Source organism: Pseudomonas sp. Eqa60, assembly GCF_018326405.1.
In the GTDB taxonomy this organism is placed as follows: Bacteria; Pseudomonadota; Gammaproteobacteria; order Pseudomonadales; family Pseudomonadaceae; genus Aquipseudomonas; species Aquipseudomonas protegens.
Genome location: NZ_AP024342.1, coordinates 1,781,485 through 1,804,661 on the forward strand (window position 1 = coordinate 1,781,485; position 23,177 = coordinate 1,804,661).

Annotated in this window: 17 protein-coding genes and 2 pseudogenes; 11 read left to right on the forward strand and 8 right to left on the reverse strand. The window is 64.2% G+C overall.

Features of this window, described 5'->3' with window-relative positions; all coding sequences use genetic code 11:
* Nucleotides 1-248 precede the first annotated feature (248 nt).
* The 6 genes and pseudogenes from aceK to KI242_RS08045 all read left to right on the forward strand — a co-directional run bounded on the left by aceK (nt 249) and on the right by KI242_RS08045 (nt 10,054).
* Nucleotides 249-1,933 (forward strand): annotated as a pseudogene (gene aceK, locus KI242_RS08020) (bifunctional isocitrate dehydrogenase kinase/phosphatase).
* Nucleotides 1,934-2,068: 135 nt separating this feature from the next.
* Nucleotides 2,069-5,979: pseudogene (hrpA, locus tag KI242_RS08025) on the forward strand (ATP-dependent RNA helicase HrpA).
* A 274-nt stretch (nt 5,980-6,253) separates the two neighbouring features.
* Entirely contained in the window at nt 6,254-7,375 is a 1,122-nt protein-coding gene (locus KI242_RS08030; RefSeq protein WP_019093329.1) for a beta-ketoacyl-ACP synthase III, read from the forward strand.
* Between the two features lie 77 nt (nt 7,376-7,452).
* Complete coding sequence (locus tag KI242_RS08035) at nt 7,453-8,067, forward strand: RNA polymerase sigma factor (RefSeq protein ID WP_041116570.1); 615 nt, start codon at nt 7,453-7,455, stop codon at nt 8,065-8,067.
* Entirely contained in the window at nt 8,061-8,294 is a 234-nt protein-coding gene (locus tag KI242_RS08040; RefSeq protein ID WP_011059872.1) for a zf-HC2 domain-containing protein, read from the forward strand. Before KI242_RS08035 ends, KI242_RS08040 begins: the two co-directional genes overlap by 7 nt.
* 425 nt (nt 8,295-8,719) lie before the next feature.
* Nucleotides 8,720-10,054 carry an OprO/OprP family phosphate-selective porin gene (locus KI242_RS08045; protein WP_011059873.1) on the forward strand — a complete coding sequence of 445 codons (1,335 nt, stop codon included), beginning with the start codon at nt 8,720-8,722 and terminating at the stop codon, nt 10,052-10,054.
* Nucleotides 10,055-10,159: 105 nt separating this feature from the next.
* Here the strand turns inward: KI242_RS08045 and KI242_RS08050 are convergent, their stop codons facing one another.
* Nucleotides 10,160-10,561 (reverse strand): nuclear transport factor 2 family protein, encoded by a 402-nt coding sequence (locus KI242_RS08050; RefSeq protein WP_026019998.1) that lies wholly within the window; start codon nt 10,559-10,561, stop codon nt 10,160-10,162.
* Nucleotides 10,542-11,909, reverse strand: coding sequence for an MFS transporter (locus KI242_RS08055; protein WP_077933558.1), 1,368 nt, complete (start codon nt 11,907-11,909; stop codon nt 10,542-10,544). The genes KI242_RS08050 and KI242_RS08055 overlap by 20 nt, the downstream gene beginning before the upstream one ends.
* A gap of 84 nt (nt 11,910-11,993) precedes the next feature.
* Between KI242_RS08055 and KI242_RS08060 the strand changes: the two genes are divergently transcribed.
* Both KI242_RS08060 and KI242_RS08065 read left to right on the forward strand, forming a co-directional pair.
* Complete coding sequence (locus tag KI242_RS08060) at nt 11,994-12,899, forward strand: LysR family transcriptional regulator (protein WP_212806045.1); 906 nt, start codon at nt 11,994-11,996, stop codon at nt 12,897-12,899.
* Nucleotides 12,900-12,974: 75 nt separating this feature from the next.
* On the forward strand, nt 12,975-14,099 hold the full coding sequence (locus KI242_RS08065) for a GNAT family N-acetyltransferase (RefSeq protein WP_011059877.1): 1,125 nt from the start codon (nt 12,975-12,977) through the stop codon (nt 14,097-14,099).
* A 16-nt stretch (nt 14,100-14,115) separates the two neighbouring features.
* Here KI242_RS08065 and aqpZ read toward each other — a convergent pair whose 3' ends face one another.
* The 5 genes from aqpZ to KI242_RS08090 all read right to left on the reverse strand — a co-directional run bounded on the left by aqpZ (nt 14,116) and on the right by KI242_RS08090 (nt 19,405).
* Nucleotides 14,116-14,814: an aquaporin Z gene (aqpZ, locus tag KI242_RS08070; RefSeq protein WP_011059878.1), complete on the reverse strand. Its 699-nt coding sequence runs from the start codon at nt 14,812-14,814 to the stop codon at nt 14,116-14,118.
* A gap of 343 nt (nt 14,815-15,157) precedes the next feature.
* Nucleotides 15,158-16,990 (reverse strand): ABC transporter ATP-binding protein, encoded by a 1,833-nt coding sequence (locus KI242_RS08075; protein ID WP_015634574.1) that lies wholly within the window; start codon nt 16,988-16,990, stop codon nt 15,158-15,160.
* 90 nt (nt 16,991-17,080) lie between these two features.
* Nucleotides 17,081-17,644, reverse strand: a complete 564-nt coding sequence (locus KI242_RS08080; protein WP_011059880.1) for a peptidylprolyl isomerase A — start codon at nt 17,642-17,644, stop codon at nt 17,081-17,083.
* Nucleotides 17,645-17,647: 3 nt separating this feature from the next.
* Nucleotides 17,648-18,451, reverse strand: a complete 804-nt coding sequence (locus tag KI242_RS08085) for an alpha/beta hydrolase (protein WP_212806046.1) — start codon at nt 18,449-18,451, stop codon at nt 17,648-17,650.
* A gap of 30 nt (nt 18,452-18,481) precedes the next feature.
* Entirely contained in the window at nt 18,482-19,405 is a 924-nt protein-coding gene (locus tag KI242_RS08090; protein ID WP_011059882.1) for a LysR family transcriptional regulator, read from the reverse strand.
* A gap of 49 nt (nt 19,406-19,454) precedes the next feature.
* On the opposite strand from KI242_RS08090, the gene KI242_RS08095 reads away from it, so the two are divergent.
* The 3 genes from KI242_RS08095 (at nt 19,455) to KI242_RS08105 (ending at nt 21,650) form a co-directional block, all read left to right on the forward strand.
* Nucleotides 19,455-19,769 (forward strand): hypothetical protein, encoded by a 315-nt coding sequence (locus tag KI242_RS08095; RefSeq protein ID WP_011059883.1) that lies wholly within the window; start codon nt 19,455-19,457, stop codon nt 19,767-19,769.
* Between the two features lie 158 nt (nt 19,770-19,927).
* Nucleotides 19,928-20,527: an FMN-dependent NADH-azoreductase gene (locus KI242_RS08100; protein ID WP_011059884.1), complete on the forward strand. Its 600-nt coding sequence runs from the start codon at nt 19,928-19,930 to the stop codon at nt 20,525-20,527.
* A gap of 259 nt (nt 20,528-20,786) precedes the next feature.
* The gene (locus KI242_RS08105) at nt 20,787-21,650 is read left to right on the forward strand and encodes a carboxylate/amino acid/amine transporter (protein WP_011059885.1); all 864 of its coding nucleotides are present in this window, start codon (nt 20,787-20,789) and stop codon (nt 21,648-21,650) included.
* Nucleotides 21,651-21,739: 89 nt separating this feature from the next.
* Here the strand turns inward: KI242_RS08105 and KI242_RS08110 are convergent, their stop codons facing one another.
* Nucleotides 21,740-23,038, reverse strand: a complete 1,299-nt coding sequence (locus KI242_RS08110) for a mechanosensitive ion channel family protein (RefSeq protein ID WP_011059886.1) — start codon at nt 23,036-23,038, stop codon at nt 21,740-21,742.
* Nucleotides 23,039-23,177 lie beyond the last annotated feature (139 nt).

The window sequence follows — 23,177 nt, forward strand, 5'->3', positions numbered from 1 at the left end:
CAGCGTGGCCGGGCATGGCAAACCTTATTGGCGCACGGGGCGAAGAAAACCCGCACCCCGATTGTTGCGTTCAATCCTGCGTTGCAGAGGCCTGGAGACAGAACGACCGCCGGGTCATTTTTCGGCGTACATCCCATCACAAAAATACGCTTCTCTTCACCTCGTTTCACTGGCTAAGCTCTGGCATCGTAAATTCCCGCAGAGGTCTCTTTATGTCGCAGTCATGGCCCGCCGCCGATATCGCTCGAATGATCCTCGATGGCTTCGACGACTACCGCGAGCACTTTCGCCAGATCACCGACGGTGCCCGGCAACGCTTCGAGCAGGCGCAGTGGCAGCAAGCGCAAAAGGCCTCGGCAGCGCGGATCAACCTGTATGAAGAGAAGGTGGGCGAGACCGTGGCGCGCCTGCACCAGGCCTTCAGCTCCGAGTCGCTGATGGATGTCAGCCAGTGGCCACTGGTAAAAAGCGCCTACATCAGCCTGATCGACCTGCGCTTTGACGATGAGCTGTCCGAGACCTGGTACAACTCGATCTTCTGCGGCCTGTTCAGCCACGACCTGATCAGCGACGGCTGCATGTTCATCCACACTACCCGGCCCAGCCTGCGCCGGGCCCGGGCCGCGCAGACCCGCAGCTACAAGCCCCAGGGCGAACTGGCGACGATGCTCGAACAGGTATTCGCCGACTACCGCTTCAGCGAGGACTACGCCGACCTGCCGGGGACCTGCGGCGCCTGGAGGCGCAATTGCGGGAGAACCTGCCGGACTGGGTGTGCAAGGACCCGGAACTGACCCTGGAACTGTTTTCCTCGGTGCTCTACCGCAACAAGGGCGCCTACCTGGTGGGGCGCATCTTCACCCATGAAGAACAGTGGCCGCTGGTGATCCCGCTACTGCACCGCGAAGGCCGGGGGATCCAGATCGACGCGCTGATCACCGACGAGGCGGACGTCTCGATCATCTTTTCCTTCACCCGTTCCTACTTCATGGTGGACGTGCCGGTGCCGGCGGAATTCATCGGCTTCCTCAAGCGCATCCTGCCTGGCAAGCACATCGCCGAGCTGTACACCTCCATCGGTTTCTACAAGCACGGCAAGTCGGAGTTCTACCGTGCCCTGATCAACCACCTGGCCAGCACCGACGATCGCTTCATCATGGCCCCCGGGGTGCGCGGCATGGTCATGAGCGTGTTCACCCTGCCGGGCTTCAACACCGTGTTCAAGATCATCAAGGACCGCTTCTCGCCGTCGAAGAACGTCGACCGGGCCACGGTGATCGAGAAATACCGGCTGGTGAAAAGCGTGGATCGGGTGGGCCGCATGGCCGATACCCAGGAGTTCGCCGACTTCCGCTTCCCCCTGAGCAAGTTCGACCCGGCGTGCCTTGAGGAACTGCTGGAAGTGGCGCCCTCCACGGTGGCGGTGGAAGGCCAGACGGTACTGATCCGCCACTGCTGGACCGAGCGGCGCATGACCCCGCTCAACCTCTACCTGGAACATGCCAATGAAGCCCAGGTGCGCGAGGCCCTGGAGGACTATGGCCTGGCGATCAAGCAGCTGGCGGCGGCCAACATCTTCCCCGGCGACATGCTGCTGAAGAACTTCGGCGTCACCCGCCATGGCCGGGTGGTGTTCTATGACTACGACGAAATCTGCTTCCTCACCGAAGCCAACTTCCGCCACATTCCGGCCCCCCGTACCCCGGAAGATGAAATGGCTTCCGAGCCCTGGTACTCCATCGGCCCCCACGACGTGTTCCCCGAGGAGTTCCCGCCGTTCCTGTTCGCCGATGCCGGCCAGCGCAAGCTGTTCGACCAGCTGCACGGCGAGCTGTACAACGCCGATTACTGGAAGGGCCTGCAGGAGGCCATCCGCGCCGGCAAGGTGATCGATGTCTTCCCTTACCGGCGCCAAGGCCTGGAAGACGAATAAATAGACGTGCAGGAGCCGGCTTGCCGGCGAAGGCGCCCTCAATGGCCCCTTCGCCGACAAGCCGGCTCCTACGTATTGCATGGACTTTTCTGCGACAATCGCGCCCTGCCTAAATAGACGACCCTTGCGTACCTGATGACTGACGAATCGCCTGCAATCGACCAACTGCTGAAAAACCTCGATCAAGCCATGCTCGGCGACCGTCACCGGTTGCGCCGGCAGTTGCTCGAACTGCGCAAGAAGCCCGACGAGGCCAAGCTCGCCCAGTGGCTGGAGCGCATGCAGGCTTCCTGCAACCTGGTGACGGCGCGGCGCCAGAGCGTGCCGCAGATCCGCTATGACGACAGCCTGCCGATTGCCGCCAAGCGCGACGAGATCAAGGAGGCGCTGCTCAAGCATCAGGTGCTGATCATTGCCGGCGAGACCGGCTCGGGCAAGACCACCCAGTTGCCGAAGATCTGCCTGGAAATCGGTCGTGGCCAGCATGGCCTGATCGGCCATACCCAGCCCCGACGGATTGCCGCCCGCAGCGTGGCCAGCCGGGTCGCCGAAGAGCTGGCCACGCCCCTGGGCTCGCTGGTGGGCTACCAGGTGCGCTTCGAGGACCAGAGCGATTCCAGCACCCTGATCAAGCTGATGACCGACGGCATCCTGCTGGCGGAAACCCAGAACGATCGCTACCTGGAACGCTACGACACGATCATCGTCGACGAGGCCCACGAGCGCAGCCTGAACATCGACTTCCTCCTCGGCTACCTCAAGACCCTGTTGCCGCGGCGCCCGGACCTGAAGGTCATCATCACCTCGGCGACCATCGACCTTGAGCGCTTCTCCAAGCACTTCGATAACGCGCCGATCGTCGAGGTCTCCGGCCGTACCTTCCCGGTGGAAACCTGGTATCGCCCGTTGACCCTGGAACAGGACGAGGAGGGCAACCGGGTCGAGGACGACCTCACGGTGGACCAGGCGATCCTCGCCACCCTGGATGAAATCGCCGCCCATGAACGCAGTGAAAGGCGCAGCCCGGGGATGTGCTGGTGTTCCTGCCCGGCGAGCGGGAGATCCGCGACGCCGCGGAGATGCTGCGCAAGGCCCAGCTCAAGCACACCGAGATCCTGCCGCTGTACGCGCGCCTGTCGCCGGCCGAACAGCAGCGCATCTTCCAGTCCCACCCGGGCCGCCGCGTGGTGCTGGCCACCAACGTCGCCGAAACCTCGCTGACTGTGCCGGGCATCCGCTACGTGATCGACAGCGGCACTGCGCGCATCAGCCGCTACAGCTACCGGGCCAAGGTCCAGCGCCTGCCCATCGAGGCGATTTCCCAGGCCAGCGCCAACCAGCGCAAGGGCCGTTGCGGCCGGGTCGAACCGGGGATCTGCGTACGCCTGTACAGCGAGGAAGATTTCCTCGGCCGGCCGGAATTCACCGACCCGGAGATCCTGCGTACCAACCTGGCGGCGGTGATCCTGCAGATGCTGCACCTGCGCCTGGGGGAAATCACTGCCTTCCCGTTTATCGAGCCGCCGGATGGCAAGGCCATCAGCGACGGTTTCAACCTGCTGCAGGAACTCTCGGCGGTCGACCGCAACAGCCAGCTGACACCACTGGGCCGGCAACTGGCGCGCCTGCCGGTGGATCCGCGCATGGGCCGCATGCTGCTGGAAGCGGCCAAGCTCGGCAGCCTCCAGGAAGTGCTGATCGTCGCCAGCGCCATGTCGATCCAGGACCCCCGCGAGCGTCCGCCGGAGCGCCAGCAGGCCGCCGATCAGGCCCACGCCCAGTGGAAGGACGTGGATTCGGACTTCGCCGGGCTGGTCAACCTGTGGCGCGGCTTCGAAGAACAGCGCCAGGCCCTCACCGCCAGCCCGCTGCGCAACTGGTGCCGCAAGAATTTCCTGAACTACCTGCGCCTGCGCGAGTGGCGTGATTCGCACCGGCAGTTGAGCCTGATCTGCCGCGACCTGCAACTGAGCCTGAACAAGGAGCCGGCGGACTACCCGAAACTGCACAAGGCGGTGCTGGTAGGCCTGCTCAGCCAGATCGGCCAGAAGACCGAAGACGGCGACTACCTGGGGGCCCGCCAGCGGCGCTTCTGGATCCACCCGTCCTCGGGCCTGGGCAAGAAGCGCCCGCAATGGCTGATGACCGCCGAGCTGGTGGAAACCACCAAGCTCTATGCGCGCATGGTGGCCAAGATCGAGCCGGACTGGATCGAGCCCCTGGCCGGCCATCTGGTGAAGAAGAACCACTTCGAGCCCCATTGGGAGAAGAAGCGCGGCCAGGTAGTGGCCTACGAGCAGATCACCCTGTTCGGCCTGATCGTGGTCGGCCGCCGGCCAGTGCATTACGGCCCGGTGGACCCGGTGGTGTCCCGCGAGCTGTTCATCCGCGAGGCCCTGGTGCGTGGCGAAATCCAGTCCAAGGCCAAGTGCCTGAGCGCCAACACCCAGTTGCTGGAACAGCTCGATGCCCTGGAAGCCAAGGCCCGGCGCCGCGACATCCTGGCCGACGAGGAAACCCTGTTCGCCTTCTACGACGCACGTTTGCCGGCGGAGATCCACCAGACCGCGACCTTCGACAGTTGGTACCGGGTGCACAGCCAGAAGAACCCGCAGTTGTTGATCATGCGCGAGGAAGACGTGCTCGCCCGCGAGGCCAGCGAGGTCACCGCCAAGCAGTACCCGGACACCCTGCATATCGGTGACCTGGAACTGGCCCTGAGTTACCACTTCGAACCCAACCATCCCCGGGACGGCGTGACCCTGCGGGTGCCGGCGCCGCTGCTGCCGGCACTGCCCGCCGAACGCCTGGAATGGCTGGTGCCGGGGCTGATCGAGGCCAAGTGCATCGCCCTGGTGCGCAACCTGCCCAAGGCCCTGCGCAAGAACTTCGTGCCGGTGCCGGACTTCGTCAAGGCCGCCCTGCAGCGCATGGTCTTCGCCGAGGGCTCCTTGCCCCAGGCCCTGGGCCGCGAGCTGCTGCGCATGACCGGTGCCCGGGTCAGCGACGAGGCCTGGAGCGAAGCTGAACAACAGGTGGAAAGCCACCTGCGGATGAACCTGGAAATCGTCGACGCCCAGGGCAAGTTCCTCGGCGAAGGCCGGGACCTGGCCGAACTGACCGCGCGTTTCGCCGAAGCCAGCCAGGCTGCCCTGGCGGTGCCGCAGACTGCCAAGAGCCAGCAACCGGTGCAAGCCAAGGTATTTGCCGCGGTGGCGGAAAAGACCCAGCAGAAGATCGCCGGGCTGTCGATGACGGTGTACCCGGCCCTGGTGGAGGAGGCGGGTACGGTCAAGGAAGGGCGCTTCTCCACCGCTGCCGAAGCCGAGTTCCAGCATCGCCGGGCCTTGCAGCGCCTGCTGTTGCAGCAACTGGCCGAGCCGGCCAAGTTCCTGCGGGGCAAGTTGCCGGGCCTTACCGAGCTGGGCCTGCTGTACCGCGAACTGGGCCGGGTCGATGCGCTGGTGGAGGACATTCTCCTGGCCAGCCTCGACAGTTGCATTCTTGAAGGCGAGGCCGTGCTGCCTCGGGATGGCGCGGGCCTGGCCTCCCTGGCCGAGCGCAAGCGTGGTGCCTGGACCGAGCACGCCGAGCGCCTGGCACGCCTGACCCTGGAGATCCTCAAGCTCTGGCACGGCCTGCAAAAGCGCTTCAAGGGCAAGATCGACCTGGCCCAGGCCGTGGCCCTCAACGACATCAAGGCCCAGCTGGCGAACCTGGTGTACCCGGGCTTTGTCCGGGAAACCCCGGCCCTGTGGCTCAAGGAACTGCCGCGTTACCTCAAGGCCGTGGAACTGCGCTTCGAGAAACTCGGCAGCCAGGTGCAGAAGGACCGGGTCTGGAGCAGCGAGCTCACGGGCCTGTGGAGCCAGTACCAGACCCGGGCCCAGAAGCATGCCCAGGAAGGCAAGCGCGACCCGCAGCTGGAGCTGTACCGCTGGTGGCTGGAGGAGTACCGGGTGTCCCTGTTCGCCCAGCAGTTGGGGACCAAGGTGCCGATTTCCGACAAGCGCCTGAGCAAGCAGTGGAGCCTGGTCGACGCCTGATCTAAAGCCCTTCGCAGGCGCTGGCGTGCTAGCGAAAGCGCCGCCAGGGGCGGTACAGGGTTGACTCCGTCGATCTTGCAGTTGCGGCGAAATGGCGGAGGTTATGGCAAACTCCGCCGTCATAAATGCCGGCCCCGGCTTTCTGCATCGCAGGCAGCCTGGGCGGATCGGAATAAAGCGATGCCAGAAACGGCTCCCTTGGCGGGAGTCGTCCCTTTACGGTTTGGCACGTGAGTGCCAATACCTTCTGCCTCAACACATTAGAGGAACGACCGTGCACAACGTCGTCATCAGCGGCACCGGCCTGTTTACCCCGGCCAACAGCATCTCCAACGAAGAGCTGGTGGAATCGTTCAATACCTACGTCCACCAGTTCAACAGTGACAACGCTGCCGCCATCGAGCGCGGCGAAGTGCAGGCCCTGACCGAATCCAACGCTGCCTTCATCGAAAAGGCCTCGGGCATCAAGAGCCGCTTCGTCATGGACAAGGACGGCATCCTCGACCCGCAGCGCATGGCTCCACGCCTGCCGGAACGCTCCAACGACGAATGGTCGGTACTCTGCCAGATGGCCGTGGCCGCCGCCGAGCAAGCCCTGCAGCGGGCCGGCAAGACTGCCGCCGACATCGACGGGGTGATCGTCGCCTGCTCCAACCTGCAGCGCGCCTACCCGGCCATCGCCATCGAAGTCCAGGCCGCACTGGGCATCCAGGGTTTTGGCTTCGACATGAACGTGGCCTGCTCCTCGGCGACCTTCGGCATCCAGGCGGCCTGCAACAGCGTGCAACTGGGCCAGGCCCGGGCGATCCTGATGGTCAACCCGGAAGTCTGCACCGGGCACCTGAACTTCCGTGACCGCGACAGCCACTTCATCTTCGGCGACGCCGCCACTGCGGTGGTCATCGAGCGAGCCGACCTGGCCACCTCCGAGCACCAGTTCGACATCGTCAGCACCAAGCTGCTGACCCAGTTCTCCAACAACATCCGCAACAACTTCGGCTTCCTCAACCGCGCCGCGGAAGAGGGTATCGGTGCCCGCGACAAGCTGTTCGTCCAGGAAGGCCGCAAGGTATTTCGCGATGTATGCCCGATGGTGGCCGAGCTGATCGCTGCGCACCTGGAAGAAAACCAGCTCAACGTCAGCGACGTGAAGCGCTTCTGGCTGCACCAGGCCAACCTCAGCATGAACCACCTGATCGTCAAGAAGCTCCTGGGCCGCGAAGCCTCGGTGGAAGAAGCGCCGGTGATTCTCGACACTTACGCCAACACCAGTTCGGCGGGTTCGGTGATTGCCTTCCACAAGTACCAGGACGACCTGGCCAGCGGTTCCCTGGCCGTGCTCAGCTCCTTTGGCGCCGGTTATTCGATCGGTAGCGTGTTGCTGCGCAAGCGTTGATTCAGGGTTGGGGTGTGGCGTCGGGCGGGATTGGCGCGTCACACCCCCTCAAACCTGCATGATTGAACGAGGCACGAATGGCCGCTGCTGATGACACGCAACTGCTAGAGCGCCTGTTGGCGGGCGAACAAAAGGCTTACAAGGAACTGGTCGGCACCTACCAGAGCGCCATGCGCGCCGTGGCCTACGCCATTGTCGGCAACCGCCACGCCGACGAAGTGGTACAGGACGCCTGGCTGTCGGTGGTGCGCAACCTGGCGGGTTTCCAGGGACGTTCCAGCCTCAAGACCTGGCTGCTGACCATCACCGCCAACGCGGCCAAGGGCCGCTACAAGCAGAACCGCCGGGAAGTGTTGCTCGACGATCTGCCGGCGCCCCATGGCACCGTGGGTGATGAGCGTTTCTCCTCCAGCGATGGTCACTGGCTGGTGGCGCCTTTCGCCTGGCACGAAGACACCCCGGAGGCCCTGCTGACCGAGTCCGAACTGCGTGACTGCCTGGAGCACACCTTGCTCAGCCTGTCGGAGTTGCAGAGCAGTGTCCTGCTGTTGCGCGAACGCCAGGGCCTGGAGCTGGAAGAGATCTGTAACCTTTTGGGGCTCACGCTCTCCAATGTCCGGGTACTGCTGCACCGGGCGCGTCTGAAGGTCTTCGCCACCGTGGAGCATTTTGAGGAAACCGGCCAATGCTGACCTGCAAGGAACAAGTGGCACGATCCAGCGATTATCTCGATGGCCAGTTGAGCTTTCGCGAGCGCTTGATGGTGCGCCATCATCTGTTGTTCTGCCCCAACTGCCGGCGTTTCATTCGCCAGATGCGCCTGCTCCAGGCCACCTTGCGGGTGCTTCCGGAGCCGCCCCTGGAAGGTCTCGACGAACTGGCCGAGCGTCTGGCCGCCGAGCGCCAGAACCACCGCTGATCCTGCCTCCCCCATGGCTCGGTAGCCGCTGTCGAGCCCCGGCGAGGCTGCGAAAAGGCCCTCAGGGCCTTGCTTGACGGTCTCCCGTCGAACCTCCAGCGCCCTCAGGATCGCGGCGTCTCCTACAGAGCCGTTCGCCGCCTCGCCGGGGCTCGACGGCTACAGACGCCACATGAAACTGTCATCCGATCAAAGGTGACAGTGTTCTTGTGTCCCCCTATTCCCCCGCAAAACCCAGGGCAAAGGCTCTAGTACAGGCTTTTTGCCTTATTTCATTTCGAAGTAAAAAAGTTCCCCTGTAATCAAATCTTTATCTATTAGCAACCCGGCTGAAATAACCCCTCGCCAAGATTCCCACCCAACACCAGCGGGCCAACCCCGCGTGTTTTCCAACGCTACAGACCACCAATTAGGGGAACTCTTCGATGATCCGTAAGCACTTCGCCGGTTTTGCCGCCAGCGCCCTGGCCCTGGCAGTAACCGCCCAGGCTTTCGCTGGCACCGTCACCACCGACGGCGCCGATATCGTAGTCAAAACCAAGGGCGGCCTTGAGGTTGCTACCACCGACTCCGCGTTCAGCTTCAAGCTGGGCGGTCGTCTGCAAGCCGACTATGGCCGTTTCGACGGGTTCTACACCAAGAATGGTGACAGCGGCGACGGCGCGTACTTCCGCCGCGCCTATCTGGAATTGGGCGGCACCGCCTACAAGGATTGGAAATACCAGATCAACTACGACTTCTCCCACAACTCGGGCACCGCCGATGACGGTTACTTCGACGAGGCGTCCATCTCCTACGTCGGCTTCAAGCCGGTGACCCTGCGCGCCGGCCGCTTCGACGAAGACTTCGGCCTGGAGAAGGCCACCAGTTCCAAGTGGGTTACCGCCATGGAGCGTAACGCCGCCTACGAGCTGGCCGACTGGGTCAACTCCCACGAGAACGGCATGGGCCTGCAGGCCAGCTCGGTGGTCGCCGACATGGCCTACCTGTCCGGCAGCGTGGCGGCCAAGGACATCAACGACAAGGACGGCGACAGCGTCAAGCAGTTCAACGCCCGTGCCGTGTTCGCCCCGATGCACGAGACCGGCAACGTCCTGCACTTCGGTCTGGACTTTGCCAGCCGTGATGTGAGCGACACCGCTTTCGACTCGCGGATCCGCCCACGCCTGGGCGTGCGTGGTATCGCCACCAACGGCGGCAACGATGCCGGCACCAACGGCAACCGTGCCACCTTCGGCGGCGGCGCCGGCCTCAACGCGTCGAGCCAGACGGCCGTTGGCGCCTATGACAATGACCGGGTGTTCGGCGGTGAATTCGCCTTCGCCACCGGCCCGTTCTCGGCCCAGGCGGAATACCTGACCCGCAAGCTGCAGGCCGACAGCAACGCCTACAAGGACGTCAAGGCCACCGGTTTCTACGGCCAACTGGCCTATACCCTGACCGGCGAGGCCCGGGTGTACAAACTCGACGGCGCCAAGTTCGACACCATCAAGCCCGAGAACAAGCAGTACGGTGCCTGGGAAGTGTTCTACCGCTACGACAACATCAAGGTCGATGACAAGAACGTCGTAGCCGCCACCGCCACCCGTGACGTCGGCGATGCCAAGGCCACCATGAACACCATCGGGGTCAACTGGTACGCCAACGAGGCGATCAAGATTTCCGCCAACTACATCAAGGTCAACACCGACAAGATCACCAACAACGTTGGCGATGACAGCGGCGATGCCCTCGTAGCCCGTGTGCAGTACGTGTTCTAAGGCTGTTGCAACACCCAGGTAGAGCTCTTTCTCATCCGTTATAGCTCCTCTCGTTTTTAACCCCGCCCCGGCGGGGTTTTTTTTTGCCCGCTGCACGGGCGCCTCTCAAGGGCAGGCGGTTTCGTGCAGGTACAGCCACTGCGCCGCATCGCCCTGCACGCGAATGATCGCCAGGGACAGGCGCGCGCTTTCGACCTGGCCCAGGCGGTGGGTTTCCTTGTAGTGGATCGCCGCGCTCTGGCCTTCCTGCCACACACAGCGCACCTGGCTGATGCTGATTTCCAGACCGGGGCGTTGGCCCAGGCCTTCGCGAAACAGCTGTTCCACCTGCTCGCGGCCGACCATGGCGCCGCCGGTGGTGACCATCTGGAAGTCTTCGGCGAACAGCCCCAGCAAGGGATCGATGCAGGCCTCGGCATCCCCGCGCTGGTTGGTGAAGACGCTGTGAATCAGTTGGTGAATCCAGTGCACGCTGTATTGCGCCTGTCTAGCGATCGAGTTGGGCATGGGAGACCTCGGGTGGTGGGAGTCGGTTCAGGGTCAACAGGGGTAGCAGGCCGGCTGCGGCGGCCAGCAAAAGGCTCAGGTGGTAGGCGCCGGTGACGCCCCGATAACCCAGCAGCAGGTTGTAGAGCATCAACAGCAAGGCCGCGCCGAGGCTGAAGGCCATCTGCCGGTTGATGTTCCAGATCACGCTGGCCTTGTGCGTATCGGCGCCGTCGAAGTCCAGCAGGGCGGTGGTCTGCGCGGTATTGGCACCGGCGCCGCCGCCCAGGCCCATCAGCAGGTAGGCCAGGCTGATCAGGGGCAGATCGGCCAGCGAATCGACCCCGTACAGGCTGGCGATGCCGGCGCTGTGCAGCACCAGGGCGATGGCGAACAGCCGTGCGGCGCCCAGGCGATTGTACAAACGTCCGCAGGCGAGCATCGCCAGCAGTGCGCCGGCGGCATACAGCAGCATGAACATGCCGCTGTGCTGGGCGCTCAAGTGCAAGCTTTCCTGAAGGAAGAACAGGCTCAGCAGATTGACCCCGGTGAAGAGCCCGGGGATCGCGTGATAGATAGCCACCGACAGGCCCAGGCGCGGATTTTTCAGCAGCCGCAGTTCGACGATGGGCCGGGCGCAGGCCCGACAGTGACGCCGGTAGCACTCGGCCAATAGCAGGCCGGCAACCAGGCCCGGTGCGGCCTGATGGGCCGGGTAGCCGCTGCCGTACAGCGACATGCCGAGCAACAGGCAGCCCAGGCTCGCAGTCACCAGCAGCAGGCCGCGCAGGTCCGGGCGCGGCGGTGGCGCCGAGCGCTCGGCGTTGATCCAGCACCAGGACAGCAACGCCGCCAGCAGCGACAGCGGCAGGCTGGCGAAGAACACCCAGCGCCAGGAACTGTGGTCGACAATGGCCCCACCCACCGTGGGCGACAGCGCTGGCGCCAGTAGCGCCACGGCCATCACCAGGGTGGAGATCCGCGCCCGTTGCGTGCCCTGGAACAGGTTGAAGGTCAGTGCCTGCCCCAGGGGAATCAGCAGGCCGCCGGCCATGCCCTGGACCAGCCGCCAGAACACCAGTGGCATGAAGCTGTCGGCCAGCCCGCACATCAGCCCGGCAACGCTGAACAGCAGCATAGAGGCGCAGAGCACCTGGCGGTTGCCGAAACGCGCCGCGAGCCAGGTGCTGATGGCGATCACCAGGGTCAGGCCGAGGATGTAGGCATTGGCGACCCAGGCCACGGCGGCGCTGGACACTTGCAGTTGGGCGGCGATAGCGGGCATGGCCACCGCCGACATGAAAATGTTGACGCAGTCGATGAAGAATCCGAGAAGGAATACCACCGCCACTTTGTATCTGTAAGTCATGCCGTCTCCCTTTTGGCGCGCAGCTTAGGGAGCTTGGGGGGAGGGTGTCGAGGTGCCTATACTTGACGCATTGTTTAATAGGATTTGACAGTGAGCGAAAATTTTCACGGCCAGCTGCACCGGGTACAGACCTTTCTTGCGGTGGTGGACTTCGGCTCATACACCCGCGCCGCGCAGTACCTGGGCATCAGCAAGGCCATGGCCAGCCTGCACATAAAGGCCCTGGAGCAAGCGCTGGCGAGCACCTTGCTGATCCGCACCACGCGGCAGGTGACACTGACCGAGACCGGCCAGGCCCTCTACGACGAGTTCAAGGGGATTGTCGCCAATATCGACACCGCCTTCGACAATGTGCTGCACGGGCGCGACCGGGTCAGTGGCAAGTTGCGCATCAGCTCCACGGCGGAGTATGCCGAGACGTTCGTGTTGCCGATCCTGCCGTTGTTCACCGCGCGTTATCCCGAGGTGCGCCTGAGTTATCACTTCAACTCGTCGTTGAATGATCTGGTGGCGGAAAAGCTCGACCTGGTGATCCGCCTCGGGCACCTGGCGGACTCGGGGTTCAAGGGGCGCCAGCTGGCGGACTACGCCATTGTCCTGGTGGCCAGCCCGACGCTGCTCAAGGACCGGCAGGTGACGCAGCCTGAAGAGCTCGATGCCTGGCCCTGGATTGGCAACAGCAACCTGGGCGGGCCGCCGGGCTGGACCTTCAGCCATCCGCGCCGTGGCGAGGTGGAGGTCAAGGTCAGCCCCGGGCACGAGTCCAACTCGGCGACGGCGATTCGCGCCATGGCCCTGGCCGGCCTGGGGCTGGCGGTGCTGCCGGAGTGGATGGTCCTCGATGACCTGGGCAACGGGCGGCTGGTGCGGGTATTGCCCGAGTACCGGCTGGCCACGCAGCCGGTGCATGTGCTGTTTCCCAACAGTGCGCACCTGCCGCGCAAGTCCCGGGTGTTCATCGACTTTCTGGCGGAGCACCTGGGGCGCTAGCGCTGCGGCGGTTTCGGTGAACCCGGGGATGGAGGATACTCCCCGGGTTGTTCGATCTGAATTCCGGGGACCCCGATGCCGCTGCAATCCTTGAACAGCCTGTCCGCCGTCGATCCTGCGCAATGGGATGGCCTGCTCAAGGACGGGCAACCCTTTGTGCGCCACGCCTTTCTCAGTGCCCTGGAAGACAGCGGCAGCCTTGGCCCGCGCTCTGGCTGGCAGGCCGAGCACCTGCTGCATGTCGAAGACGGTCGGCTGCTGGCGGCGCTGCCCAGCTATCGCAAATGGCATTCCTACGGCGAATACGTGTTCGATCATGGCTGGGCGGATGCCTGCGACCGGGCCGGAATCGACTACTACCCCAAGCTGCTGACGGCGGTGCCGTTCAGCCCGGTGAGCGGCGCCCGGGTGCTGGCAGCGACCCAGGCAGATGCGCTCGAACTGCTGAAAAGCCTGCCCGGCTACCTGGAGATCGAAGGGCTTTCCAGTGCCCATATCAACTTCACCGACGATTTCAGCGACGCGGCCCTGGAGCAGCAACCGGGCTGGCTGCAGCGCCTGGGCTGCCAGTTTCACTGGCAGAACCGTGGCTACCGGGACTTTCAGGATTTCCTCGATGCCCTGAGCTCGCGCAAGCGCAAGCAGATGCGCAAGGAGCGCGAGCAGGTGGCGGGGCAGGGCATTGATTTCCAGTGGCTCGAAGGCCATGAACTGGACCAGGCGCAGTGGGATTTCGTCTATGCCTGCTACGCCAACACCTACGCGGTGCGGCGCCAGTCACCCTACCTGACCCGAGCATTTTTCAGCCTGCTGGCCGAGCGCATGCCCGAAGCGATCCGCGTGGTCCTGGCCAAGCAGGGCGGGCGCCCGGTGGCCATGGCCTTCAGCCTGGTGGGCGGCGACAGTTTCTATGGGCGCTACTGGGGGTGCCTGGCGGAGTTCGACCGCCTGCATTTCGAGACCTGTTTCTACCAGGGCATGGAGTACGCCATCGCCCAGGGGCTGCAGCGCTTCGACGCCGGCGCCCAGGGCGAGCACAAGCTGATTCGCGGCTTCGAACCGGTGCTCACCCGCTCCTGGCACTACCTGCGCCATCCCGGGCTGAAGGCTGCGGTGAAGGATTTCCTGCAACAGGAACAGGCCGGAATCCGCGCCTATGCGCAAGAGGCGAGGGACGCCTTGCCCTATCGGCAGGCGTGACCCTCGCCGGCGTTACTCAGCCGTCTTCCTTGCCCAGCCACCGATAGACCACGCCGCCGATCACTGCGCCAAGGATCGGCGCCAGCCAGAACATCCACAGCTGCTGCAACGCCCAGCCGCCGACGATCAGCGCCGGTCCGGTGCTGCGGGCCGGGTTGACCGAGGTGTTGGTGACCGGGATCGAGATCAGGTGGATCAGGGTCAGGGCCAGGCCGATGGCGATGGGCGCCAGCCCCGCCGGGGCGCGTTTGTCGGTGGCGCCGAGGATGATCACCACGAACATCAAGGTCATCACCAACTCACAGACAAAACCCGCGGCCATGGAATAGCCGCCGGGGGAGTGTGCGCCATAGCCGTTGGACGCCAGCCCCGAGGCCAGTTCGAACCCCGGCTTGCCGCTGGCGATGAAGTACAGCAGCGCCGCGGCGATTACCCCGCCGATCACCTGCGCGACGATATAGGCCGGCAGTTCCCTGGCCGGAAAGCGTCCACCCACCACCAGCCCGACGGACACCGCGGGGTTCAGGTGGCAACCGGAGATATGGCCGATGGCGAAGGCCATGGTCAGCACCGTCAGGCCGAAGGCCAGGGCGACCCCGAGCAGGCCGATACCGACGTTGGGAAAGGCCGCCGCCAGCACGGCGCTGCCGCAACCGCCCAGGACCAGCCAGAACGTACCGAGCAATTCGGTGACAGAACGTTTGAACAAAGACATGAGAGAGTCCTTGATAGGTCAACCTATCAACGCGATACAACTGTTATGCATCCCGCAGGTTAACTACAGGTTCCGCTCCGGAACCTAGGCTGAGTACAGCAGGCTTTCGGCGCAATTCCACTCGCCCATGAAAAACGCCAGGGCCCCCTGAAACCGGGGGCTCTGGCGCATTGTGCGGCAACTTTCTGTAGCTGATTAGCACCCTGTAGCCGCTGCCGCAGGCTGCGATCGAGTCCGCAGGACTCGCAAGGCGGCCGCCGCGTTTTACCAGACGAACCGCGAACTCCGGTTCGACGGCCCCTGCGGGGCCGATCGCAGCCTGTGGCAGCACCAGACCGGAGGCTCAGTCGATGCCGACGAAGCCTCCGGTCTGGTGCTGCCACAGGCGCGCATACAGGCCGCCGTGGGCCAGCAGTTCGGCGTGGGTACCGGTCTCGGCGATGCGCCCCTGTTCCAGGACCACCAGGCGGTCCATGCGGGCGATGGTCGAGAGGCGGTGGGCAATGGCGATCACGGTCTTGCCTTGCATCAGGGTCTCCAGGCTTTCCTGGATCGCCGCTTCCACTTCCGAGTCCAGGGCCGAGGTGGCTTCGTCCATGATCAGGATCGGCGCATCCTTGAGCAGCACCCGGGCAATGGCGATGCGCTGGCGCTGGCCGCCGGACAACTTGACCCCGCGCTCGCCGACATGGGCGTCGAAGCCGGTGCGGCCCTGGGCGTCGGACAACAACGGGATGAACTCGTCGGCACGAGCCTTGCGCACTGCTTCCCAGAGCTCCTCGTCGGTGGCGTCGGGGCGGCCGTAGAGCAGGTTGTCGCGGATCGAGCGGTGCAGCAGCGAGGTGTCCTGGGTGATCATGCCGATGCGTTCGCGCAGGCTTTCCTGGGTTACCCCGGCGATGTCCTGGCCGTCGATGAGGATCTTGCCGCCCTGCAGGTCGTAGAGGCGCAGCAGCAGGTTGACCAGGGTTGATTTGCCGGCCCCGGACGGGCCGATCAGGCCGATCTTCTCCCCCGGGCGGATCTCCAGGTTGAGGTCGCTGATGACCCGGTTGGCCTTGCCGTAGTGGAATTCCACATGTTCGAAACGCACGCCGCCCTGGGCCACCGCCAGCTTTGGTGCCTGCTCGCGGTCGGTGAGTTGCAGGGGCTGGGCGATGGTCTTCAGGCCGTCCTCGACCATGCCGATGTTTTCGAAAATGCCGTTGATCACCCACATGATCCAGCCGGACATGTTGACGATGCGGATCACCAGCCCGGTGGCCAGGGCAATGGCCCCGGCGCTGATCAGCGACTGGCTCCACAGCCACAGGGCCAGGCCGGTGGTGCCGGCGATCAGCAGGCCGTTGAGGCTGGTGATGGTCACGTCCATGGCGGTGACCACGCGCCCGGCCAGCTGGCTCTTTTCGGTCTGCTCGGCGATCGCCTCGCGGGCGTAGCTCTGCTCGAAGTGGGTGTGGGCGAAGAGCTTGAGGGTGGTGATGTTGGTGTAGCCGTCGACGATTCGCCCCATCAGCTTGGAGCGGGCGTCGGAGGCGTCCACCGAGCGCTTCTGGATGCGTGGCACGAAGTAGCGCATGGCACCGATGAAGCCGGCGATCCACAGCAGCAGCGGGATCATCAGGCGCCAGTCGGCGTCGGCGAACAGCACCAGGGAACCGATGGCGTAGATGGTCACGTGCCACAGGGCATCGATCACCTGCACCGAGGAGTCCTGCAGCGAATAGCCGGTCTGCATGATGCGCTGGGCGATGCGCCCGGCGAAGTCGTTCTGGAAGAAGTTCAGGCTCTGGCGCAGCACGTAGCTGTGGTTCTGCCAGCGGATCAGGCTGGTCATGCCAGGGTTGATGGTCTGGTGCATCAGGAGGTCGTGCAGGCCCACCATCAGGGGCCGGAACAGCAGCGCCACCACCGCCATCCAGGCCAGTTCCAGGCCGTGGTCGGTGAACACCTGGACGCTGGGGGTGCCCTGGGCCAGGTCGATGATGGTGCTCAGGTAGCTGAACAGCGACACCTCGATCAGGGCCACGAACAGGCCCACCACCAGCAGGGCGACGAAGCTCGGCCAGACTTGCTTGATGTAGTGGAAGTAGAAGGGCAGGACCCGGTTGGGCGGGGTGGCGCTGGGAGCGTCGCGGAAGATGTCGATCAGTTGTTCAAAACGACGAAAGAGCATGGGGTCTGAAGCCCGGGGTACGGGCTCTCCTGTGCAGAAAACGGACGGGGCGCCGGGTAGGGCGCCGCCGTCGGGACAGGCTGCGAAGTATCAGTCGATACGCTTGGCCGACTTGATCAGTACCGGGTCGATCGGCACGTTCTGCATGCCCTGCTTGGTGGTGGTCTGGGAGTTGACGATCTGGTCCACCACGTCCATGCCGCTCACCACCTTGGCGAATACGGCGTAGCCGGCATCGCGGCCCGGGTCGAGGAAGGCGTTGTCGGCGACGTTGATGAAGAACTGGCTGGTGGCCGAGTTGGGGTTCGAGGTACGGGCCATGGACAGGGTGCCACGCACGTTATGCAGGCCGTTGGAGGCTTCGTTCTTGATCGGGTCGCGGGTGTCTTTCTGCACCATCTGCGCGGTGAAGCCACCGCCCTGGACCATGAACCCCGGGATCACCCGGTGGAAGATGGTGTTGGTGTAGAAGCCGCTGTCGACGTAGTCGAGGAAGTTCTTGCTGGAGATCGGTGCCTTGACCGGGTCCAGTTCCACTTCGATCTTGCCGAAGCTGGTGTCCAGCAGGACGTGGGGCGCCTTGGCCGGTTGCGCGGCCATCAGGTTGGCCGCGAAGAGTACGGAGCCGGCGACGAGGGCGATTTTTTTCAGCATGTGTCAGTGATCCTGGGTGGTGGTGTCGACTGTGGTCATGAAGTCCAGCAGGGTTTGGTTGAAGCGCTGCGGCTGGTCCAGCGGCGTGGCGTGTCGGGAGTCCTCGATCACCACCAGCCGCGCGTCCGGCAGCAGTTTGACATAAGCCTCCTTGAGCGCCACCGGGGTGTAGTCGCGGTCGGCGCTGACGACCAGGGTTGGACAGGTGATTCGCAACAGACGTTCCTGAACCCCCCAACCGACGATGGCGTCGAAGCTGGCGAGATAAGCACGTTTGTCGTTTTTTGCCCAGCGCTCGGCCATCTTCTGCCGCAGCTCGCCCTGCTCCGGCTTGGGAAACAGCCGCGGGCCCAGGGCCTTGCCGATGGCGCTCGGGCTCAGCACCCGGGCCAGGCTCCAGCGCTTGAACCACTGCCAGTAGTCGTTGGCGCTGCGCAGCTTGACCTCGGGGCCGCTGTTGACGATGCACAGGCTCTTGAGCAACTGCGGCTGGTCCACCCCCAGCTGGAAGCCGATCATGCCGCCCATGGACAGCCCGACGTAGTGGGCCGGGCCCAGGTTCAGGTGCTCGATCAGCGCCACGATGTCGGCGGTGAAGCCTTTGATGCTGTAGCGCTCCCGGGGCTTGTCGGAGCGCCCGTGGCCGCGGATGTCCGGGACGATCAGCCGATAGCGGGCCGAGAGCGCGGGGATCTGTTTTTCCCAGTCCAGGGCGCTGGAGCCCAGGCCATGGACCAGCAGCAGGGGTTCGCCCCGGCCGTATTCCTCGTAGTGCAGGGTGCAACCTTCATGCTCGAAATAGGCCATGGCAGAACTCCTGTTCTGGTGGGTGGGGCGTCAGGCTTGCTCGGGGGCGGCAAAGGGCGCATCCAGGGGCGCGGTGTCGAAGGTGCGCAGCAGCTCCACGAGGATCTGCGTCGCCGGGCCCAGGGGTTTGTCCTTGTTGGAGTAAAGGTAGAAGGTCGGGTGGCGGCTGCCGCCCTGGTCCAGGGGCAGGACCTTGAGCAGGCCTTCGCGCAGCTCGCGCTCGATCAGGTGCCGGGGCAGCCAGGCAAAGCCCAGGCCGCTGCCGACGAAGGTCGCGGCGGTGGCCAGGCTGCCCACGGTCCAGCGCTGTTCGGCGCCGAGCCAGCCGACATCGCGCGGTTGCTGGCGGCCGGAGTCGCGGATCACCACTTGCAACTGGCTTTCCAGGTCCTGGAAATGCAGTTCCCGCTGCAGGCGGTGCAGGGCGTGTTCCGGGTGGGCCACGGCGACGAACTCCACCGAGCTCATCTCGGTGCCCAGGTAGCCGGGAATGTTGAAGCCGCTGATAGCCAGGTCGGCCACCCCTTCGAGCAGCACTTCCTCGACCCCGGACAGCACTTCCTCGCGCAGGCGCACACGGCAGCCACGGCTTTGCGGCATGAAGGCGGTCAGGGCGCGTACCAGGCGCGCGTTGGGGTAGGCGGCGTCCACCACCAGCCGCACTTCGGCTTCCCAGCCCTGTTCCATATGGTGGGCCAGGTCTTCCAGCTGGCTGGCCTGCTTGACCAGTTGCCGGGAGCGGCGCAGCAACACGCCGCCGGCTTCGGTGAGCACTGCCTTGCGGCCGTCGATGCGCAGCAGCGGCACGCCGAGCTGGTCCTGCATGCGGGCCACGGTGTAGCTGACCGAGGACTGGGACCGATGCAGCGCTTCGGCGGCCTGGGCGAAACCGCCGTGGTCGACCACCGCCTGCAGGGTGCGCCATTGATCCAGGGTCACGCGGGGCGCTTTCATGAGGGGCTCCTCTTGTCCTAAGCTGGCGCTCCTTACTGGAGACTGCCGAATGAGAAAATTCTGTTGTGTGTTGCTGGCTCTGTTGCCCTTGAGCGCCTGGGCCTATCCCATCGAAGTCGAGAAGCAGCTCAACGGCCAGAGCATCGATTACACGGCCTATGACACCGATGAAGACATCGGCTCCATCCAGTTGAACAACTACGGCAAGAGCGATGCGCTGTGCTCGGTGGTGTTTCGCAATGGCCCCGAAGCGCCGCGCACCCGCAAGGTGGAAGTCGCCGCAGGGCAGAGCAAGAACGTTACCGCCAAGTTCAATCGCAAGATCATCAAGCTGCGCCTGGACCTGACCTGCCAGGCCAAATGATCGAAGTGGGCCCGGCCCGGCCGGTTGCTGCAGGGCTGGCTCCGCTTATAAACGAATTTGTTGATTGGTTATAGCAGTTATTTGCGCTTTTTCATCGATATCACTCTGTTTAATCTGCGCTCCATCGACTTACGCATACCCCGATGGAGATTTGTGCCATGTCCCGCGTCCTGATCATTGAAAGCAGTGCCCGCCAGCAGGATTCCGTATCCCGCCAGTTGACCCAGACCTTTATCCAGCAATGGCAAGCCGCCCACCCGGGTGATTCGATCACGGTACGCGACCTGGCCCGCAACCCGGTGCCGCACCTGGATGCCAACCTGCTGGGGGGCTGGATGAAACCCGCCGAGCAGCGCAGCGCCGCCGAGCAGGACTCCCTGCAACGCTCCAATGAATTGACCGAGGAATTGCTGGCCGCCGACGTCCTGGTCATGGCCGCGCCGATGTACAACTTCGCCATTCCCAGCACCCTCAAGGCCTGGCTCGACCACGTACTGCGCGCCGGGGTGACCTTCAAGTACACCGACACCGGGCCCCAGGGCCTGCTCACCGGCAAGCGTGCCTACGTGCTTACTGCCCGCGGCGGTATCTACGCCGGCAGCACCGCGGACCACCAGGAACCCTACCTGCGCCAGGTGATGGGCTTTATCGGCATCCACGATGTGGAGTTCATCCACGCCGAAGGCCTGAACCTGGGGGGCGATTTCCACGAGAAGGGCCTGAACCAGGCCAATGCCAAGCTGGCCCAGGTGGCCTGAGTCGCGATTCTTGAGCCCAGGCGCCGCTCAGCGAAGGGCAGGGCGGCGCCGTTAATCCGCAGATAATCCACCGGTGTTCAAGTAGCGCCTGCGCATCCCCCTTCAAGCCGGTTCGCGCATCGAACCTCCCTTTGTACTGGTTGCTCCTTCAGTACCGACGCCCGATTGCACGCCTAGCGAGATCGGGCTTTTTTTTGCCCGGGATTTCATCTGAGGGGGCAAAACCGCTATCGTCGCCGCCATTCAAGACGAGGCGAACATGGGCTATCTACTTTTTGTCACGCTGATCCAGGCGTTTTCCTTCAGCCTGATCGGCGAATACCTGGCCGGGCATGTCGACAGTTACTTCGCGGTGCTGGTGCGGGTGCTGCTGGCGGGGCTGGTGTTCATTCCACTGACCCGCTGGCGCCGGGTGGCCCCGGCCTTCATGCGCGGCATGCTGCTGATCGGTGCGCTGCAGTTCGGCATCACCTACGTGTGCCTGTACCTGAGCTTTCGCGTGCTGACGGTGCCGGAAGTACTGCTGTTCACCATCCTCACGCCGTTGCATGTGACCCTGATCGAAGACGCCCTGAACCGGCGCTTCAACCCCTGGGGCCTGCTGGCGGCGCTGGTGGCGGTGGCAGGCGCGGTGGTGATCCGCTACGACAGCGTCAACCCGGACTTCTTCATGGGCTTCTTGCTGCTGCAACTGGCCAACTTCACCTATGCCGCCGGGCAAGTGCTGTACAAGCACCTGGTGGCGCGCTACCCCAGCGACGAGCCGCACTACCGGCGCTTCGGCTACTTCTACCTGGGGGCGCTGCTGGTGGTGTTGCCGGCGTTCCTGCTGTTCGGCAAGGCCCACTACCTGCCCGACGCGCCGCTGCAATGGGCGGTGCTGCTGTTCCTCGGCCTGGTGTCCACGGCCCTGGGCATGTACTGGTGGAACAAGGGCGCGTGCCTGGTGACCGGCGCCACCCTGGCGGTGATGAACAACCTGCATGTGCCGGTGGGGCTGTTGATCAACCTGCTGATCTGGAACCAGCACGAAGACCTGGGGCGGCTGTTGCTGGGCGGGTTGGTGATTCTGGGGGCGGTGTGGATCAGCCGCCGGGGCGCGGCGCCGCGCCTGACGCCCTAACCTGTAGGAGCCGGCTTGCCGGCGAAAGGGCCCGCAAGCGTTGCGTCTGGCCGGCCAACGCCTTCTCTGGCAAGCCAGCTCCTACCGGGTTACAGAGCCTGCTTCTCTACTGTCGGCACATGGCTGGCACCCAGCACCGCGGGCAGCAGGCCGGCCCGCAGGTCGGTGCCGCTGGGCTGCTGGTACAGGTTCAGGCCGAATTCCGGCATCACCGCCAGCAGGTAATCGAAGATATCCCCCTGGATGCGCTCGTAATCCACCCACGCGGTGGTGCGGGTGAAGCAGTAGATCTCCAGGGGAATGCCCTGGGCCGTGGTCTGCATCTGGCGCACCATGCAGGTCATGTTCGGCTGGATTTCCGGGTGGCTCTTCAGGTAGGCCAGGGCATAGGCGCGAAAGGTGCCGATATTGGTCATGCGCCGGCGGTTGGCCGACAGCGCGGCGACGTTGCCCTGGGCTTCGTTCCAGCTTTTGAGCTCGGACTGCTTGCGCCCGATGTAGTCGGTGAGCAGGCGCACCTTGCTCAGGCGCACCTCTTCGTCGTCATGCAGGAAGCGCACGCCGCTGGCGTCGATGTACAGGCTGCGCTTGATCCGCCGGCCGCCGGACTGCTGCATGCCGCGCCAGTTCTTGAACGATTCGCTCATCAACCGCCAGGTGGGGATGGAGACAATGGTCTTGTCGAAGTTCTGCACCTTGACCGTGTGCAGGGTGATGTCCACCACGTCGCCGTCAGCGCCGACCTGGGGCATTTCGATCCAGTCGCCGACCCGCAGCATGTCGTTGCTGGTCAACTGTACGCTGGCCACGAAGGACAGCAGGGTGTCCTTGTAGACCAACAGGATCACCGCCGACATGGCGCCCAGGCCCGACAGCAGCAACAGCGGCGAGCGGTCGATCAGGGTGGCGACGATGATGATCGCGCCAAACACGTACAACACCATTTTCGCCAACTGCACATAGCCCTTGATCGAGCGGGTGCGGGCGTGTTCGGTGCGCGCGTAGATGTCCAGCAGGGCATTGAGCAGGGCGCTCAGGGCCAGGAGCTGGAACAGGATGGTGAAGGCCATGGCCAGGTTGCCGAGGAACAGCAGGCTGGTCTTGCTCAGCTCCGGTACCAGGTGCAGGCCGAACTGGATCACCAGGGATGGAGTCATCTGTGCCAGGCGGTGGAATACCTTGTTGTGGCGCAGGTCGTTGAGCCAGTGCAGGGCCGGCTGGCGGCCCAGCAGCTTGACCGCGTGCAGCACCAGGTAGCGTGCCACTCGTCCGACCAGCAGGGCGACCACCAGTAACAGGGCCAGGCCGATGCCGGCGTGCAGGAGAGGGTGTTGGTCGAGTGCTCCCCAGAGATCCTGGGTATTGAGCCAGAGCTGTTTGAAATCCATGGGCTAAAACGATTCTTCTATAAGGCACAGGAGGGGGATTAGAGCATTTAACCCTGGGAAAGTTACGGTTAAGGACAAATCGGTTAACAAAAAACCAACTCTTTGCCACCGTTTGCACAAAGAAACTCGGCCTTCGCGC

Coding starts and splice junctions, on each gene's coding strand:
- KI242_RS08035 (WP_041116570.1), top strand. CDS start 7,453: ATGGCCGCTGCTGATGACACGCAACTGCTAGAGCGCCTGTTGGCGGGC.
- KI242_RS08040 (WP_011059872.1), top strand. CDS start 8,061: ATGCTGACCTGCAAGGAACAAGTGGCACGATCCAGCGATTATCTCGAT.
- KI242_RS08045 (WP_011059873.1), top strand. CDS start 8,720: ATGATCCGTAAGCACTTCGCCGGTTTTGCCGCCAGCGCCCTGGCCCTG.
- KI242_RS08050 (WP_026019998.1), bottom strand. CDS start 10,561: ATGCCCAACTCGATCGCTAGACAGGCGCAATACAGCGTGCACTGGATT.
- KI242_RS08055 (WP_077933558.1), bottom strand. CDS start 11,909: ATGACTTACAGATACAAAGTGGCGGTGGTATTCCTTCTCGGATTCTTC.
- KI242_RS08065 (WP_011059877.1), top strand. CDS start 12,975: ATGCCGCTGCAATCCTTGAACAGCCTGTCCGCCGTCGATCCTGCGCAA.
- aqpZ (WP_011059878.1), bottom strand. CDS start 14,814: ATGTCTTTGTTCAAACGTTCTGTCACCGAATTGCTCGGTACGTTCTGG.
- KI242_RS08075 (WP_015634574.1), bottom strand. CDS start 16,990: ATGCTCTTTCGTCGTTTTGAACAACTGATCGACATCTTCCGCGACGCT.
- KI242_RS08080 (WP_011059880.1), bottom strand. CDS start 17,644: ATGCTGAAAAAAATCGCCCTCGTCGCCGGCTCCGTACTCTTCGCGGCC.
- KI242_RS08085 (WP_212806046.1), bottom strand. CDS start 18,451: ATGGCCTATTTCGAGCATGAAGGTTGCACCCTGCACTACGAGGAATAC.
- KI242_RS08090 (WP_011059882.1), bottom strand. CDS start 19,405: ATGAAAGCGCCCCGCGTGACCCTGGATCAATGGCGCACCCTGCAGGCG.
- KI242_RS08095 (WP_011059883.1), top strand. CDS start 19,455: ATGAGAAAATTCTGTTGTGTGTTGCTGGCTCTGTTGCCCTTGAGCGCC.
- KI242_RS08100 (WP_011059884.1), top strand. CDS start 19,928: ATGTCCCGCGTCCTGATCATTGAAAGCAGTGCCCGCCAGCAGGATTCC.
- KI242_RS08105 (WP_011059885.1), top strand. CDS start 20,787: ATGGGCTATCTACTTTTTGTCACGCTGATCCAGGCGTTTTCCTTCAGC.
- KI242_RS08110 (WP_011059886.1), bottom strand. CDS start 23,038: ATGGATTTCAAACAGCTCTGGCTCAATACCCAGGATCTCTGGGGAGCA.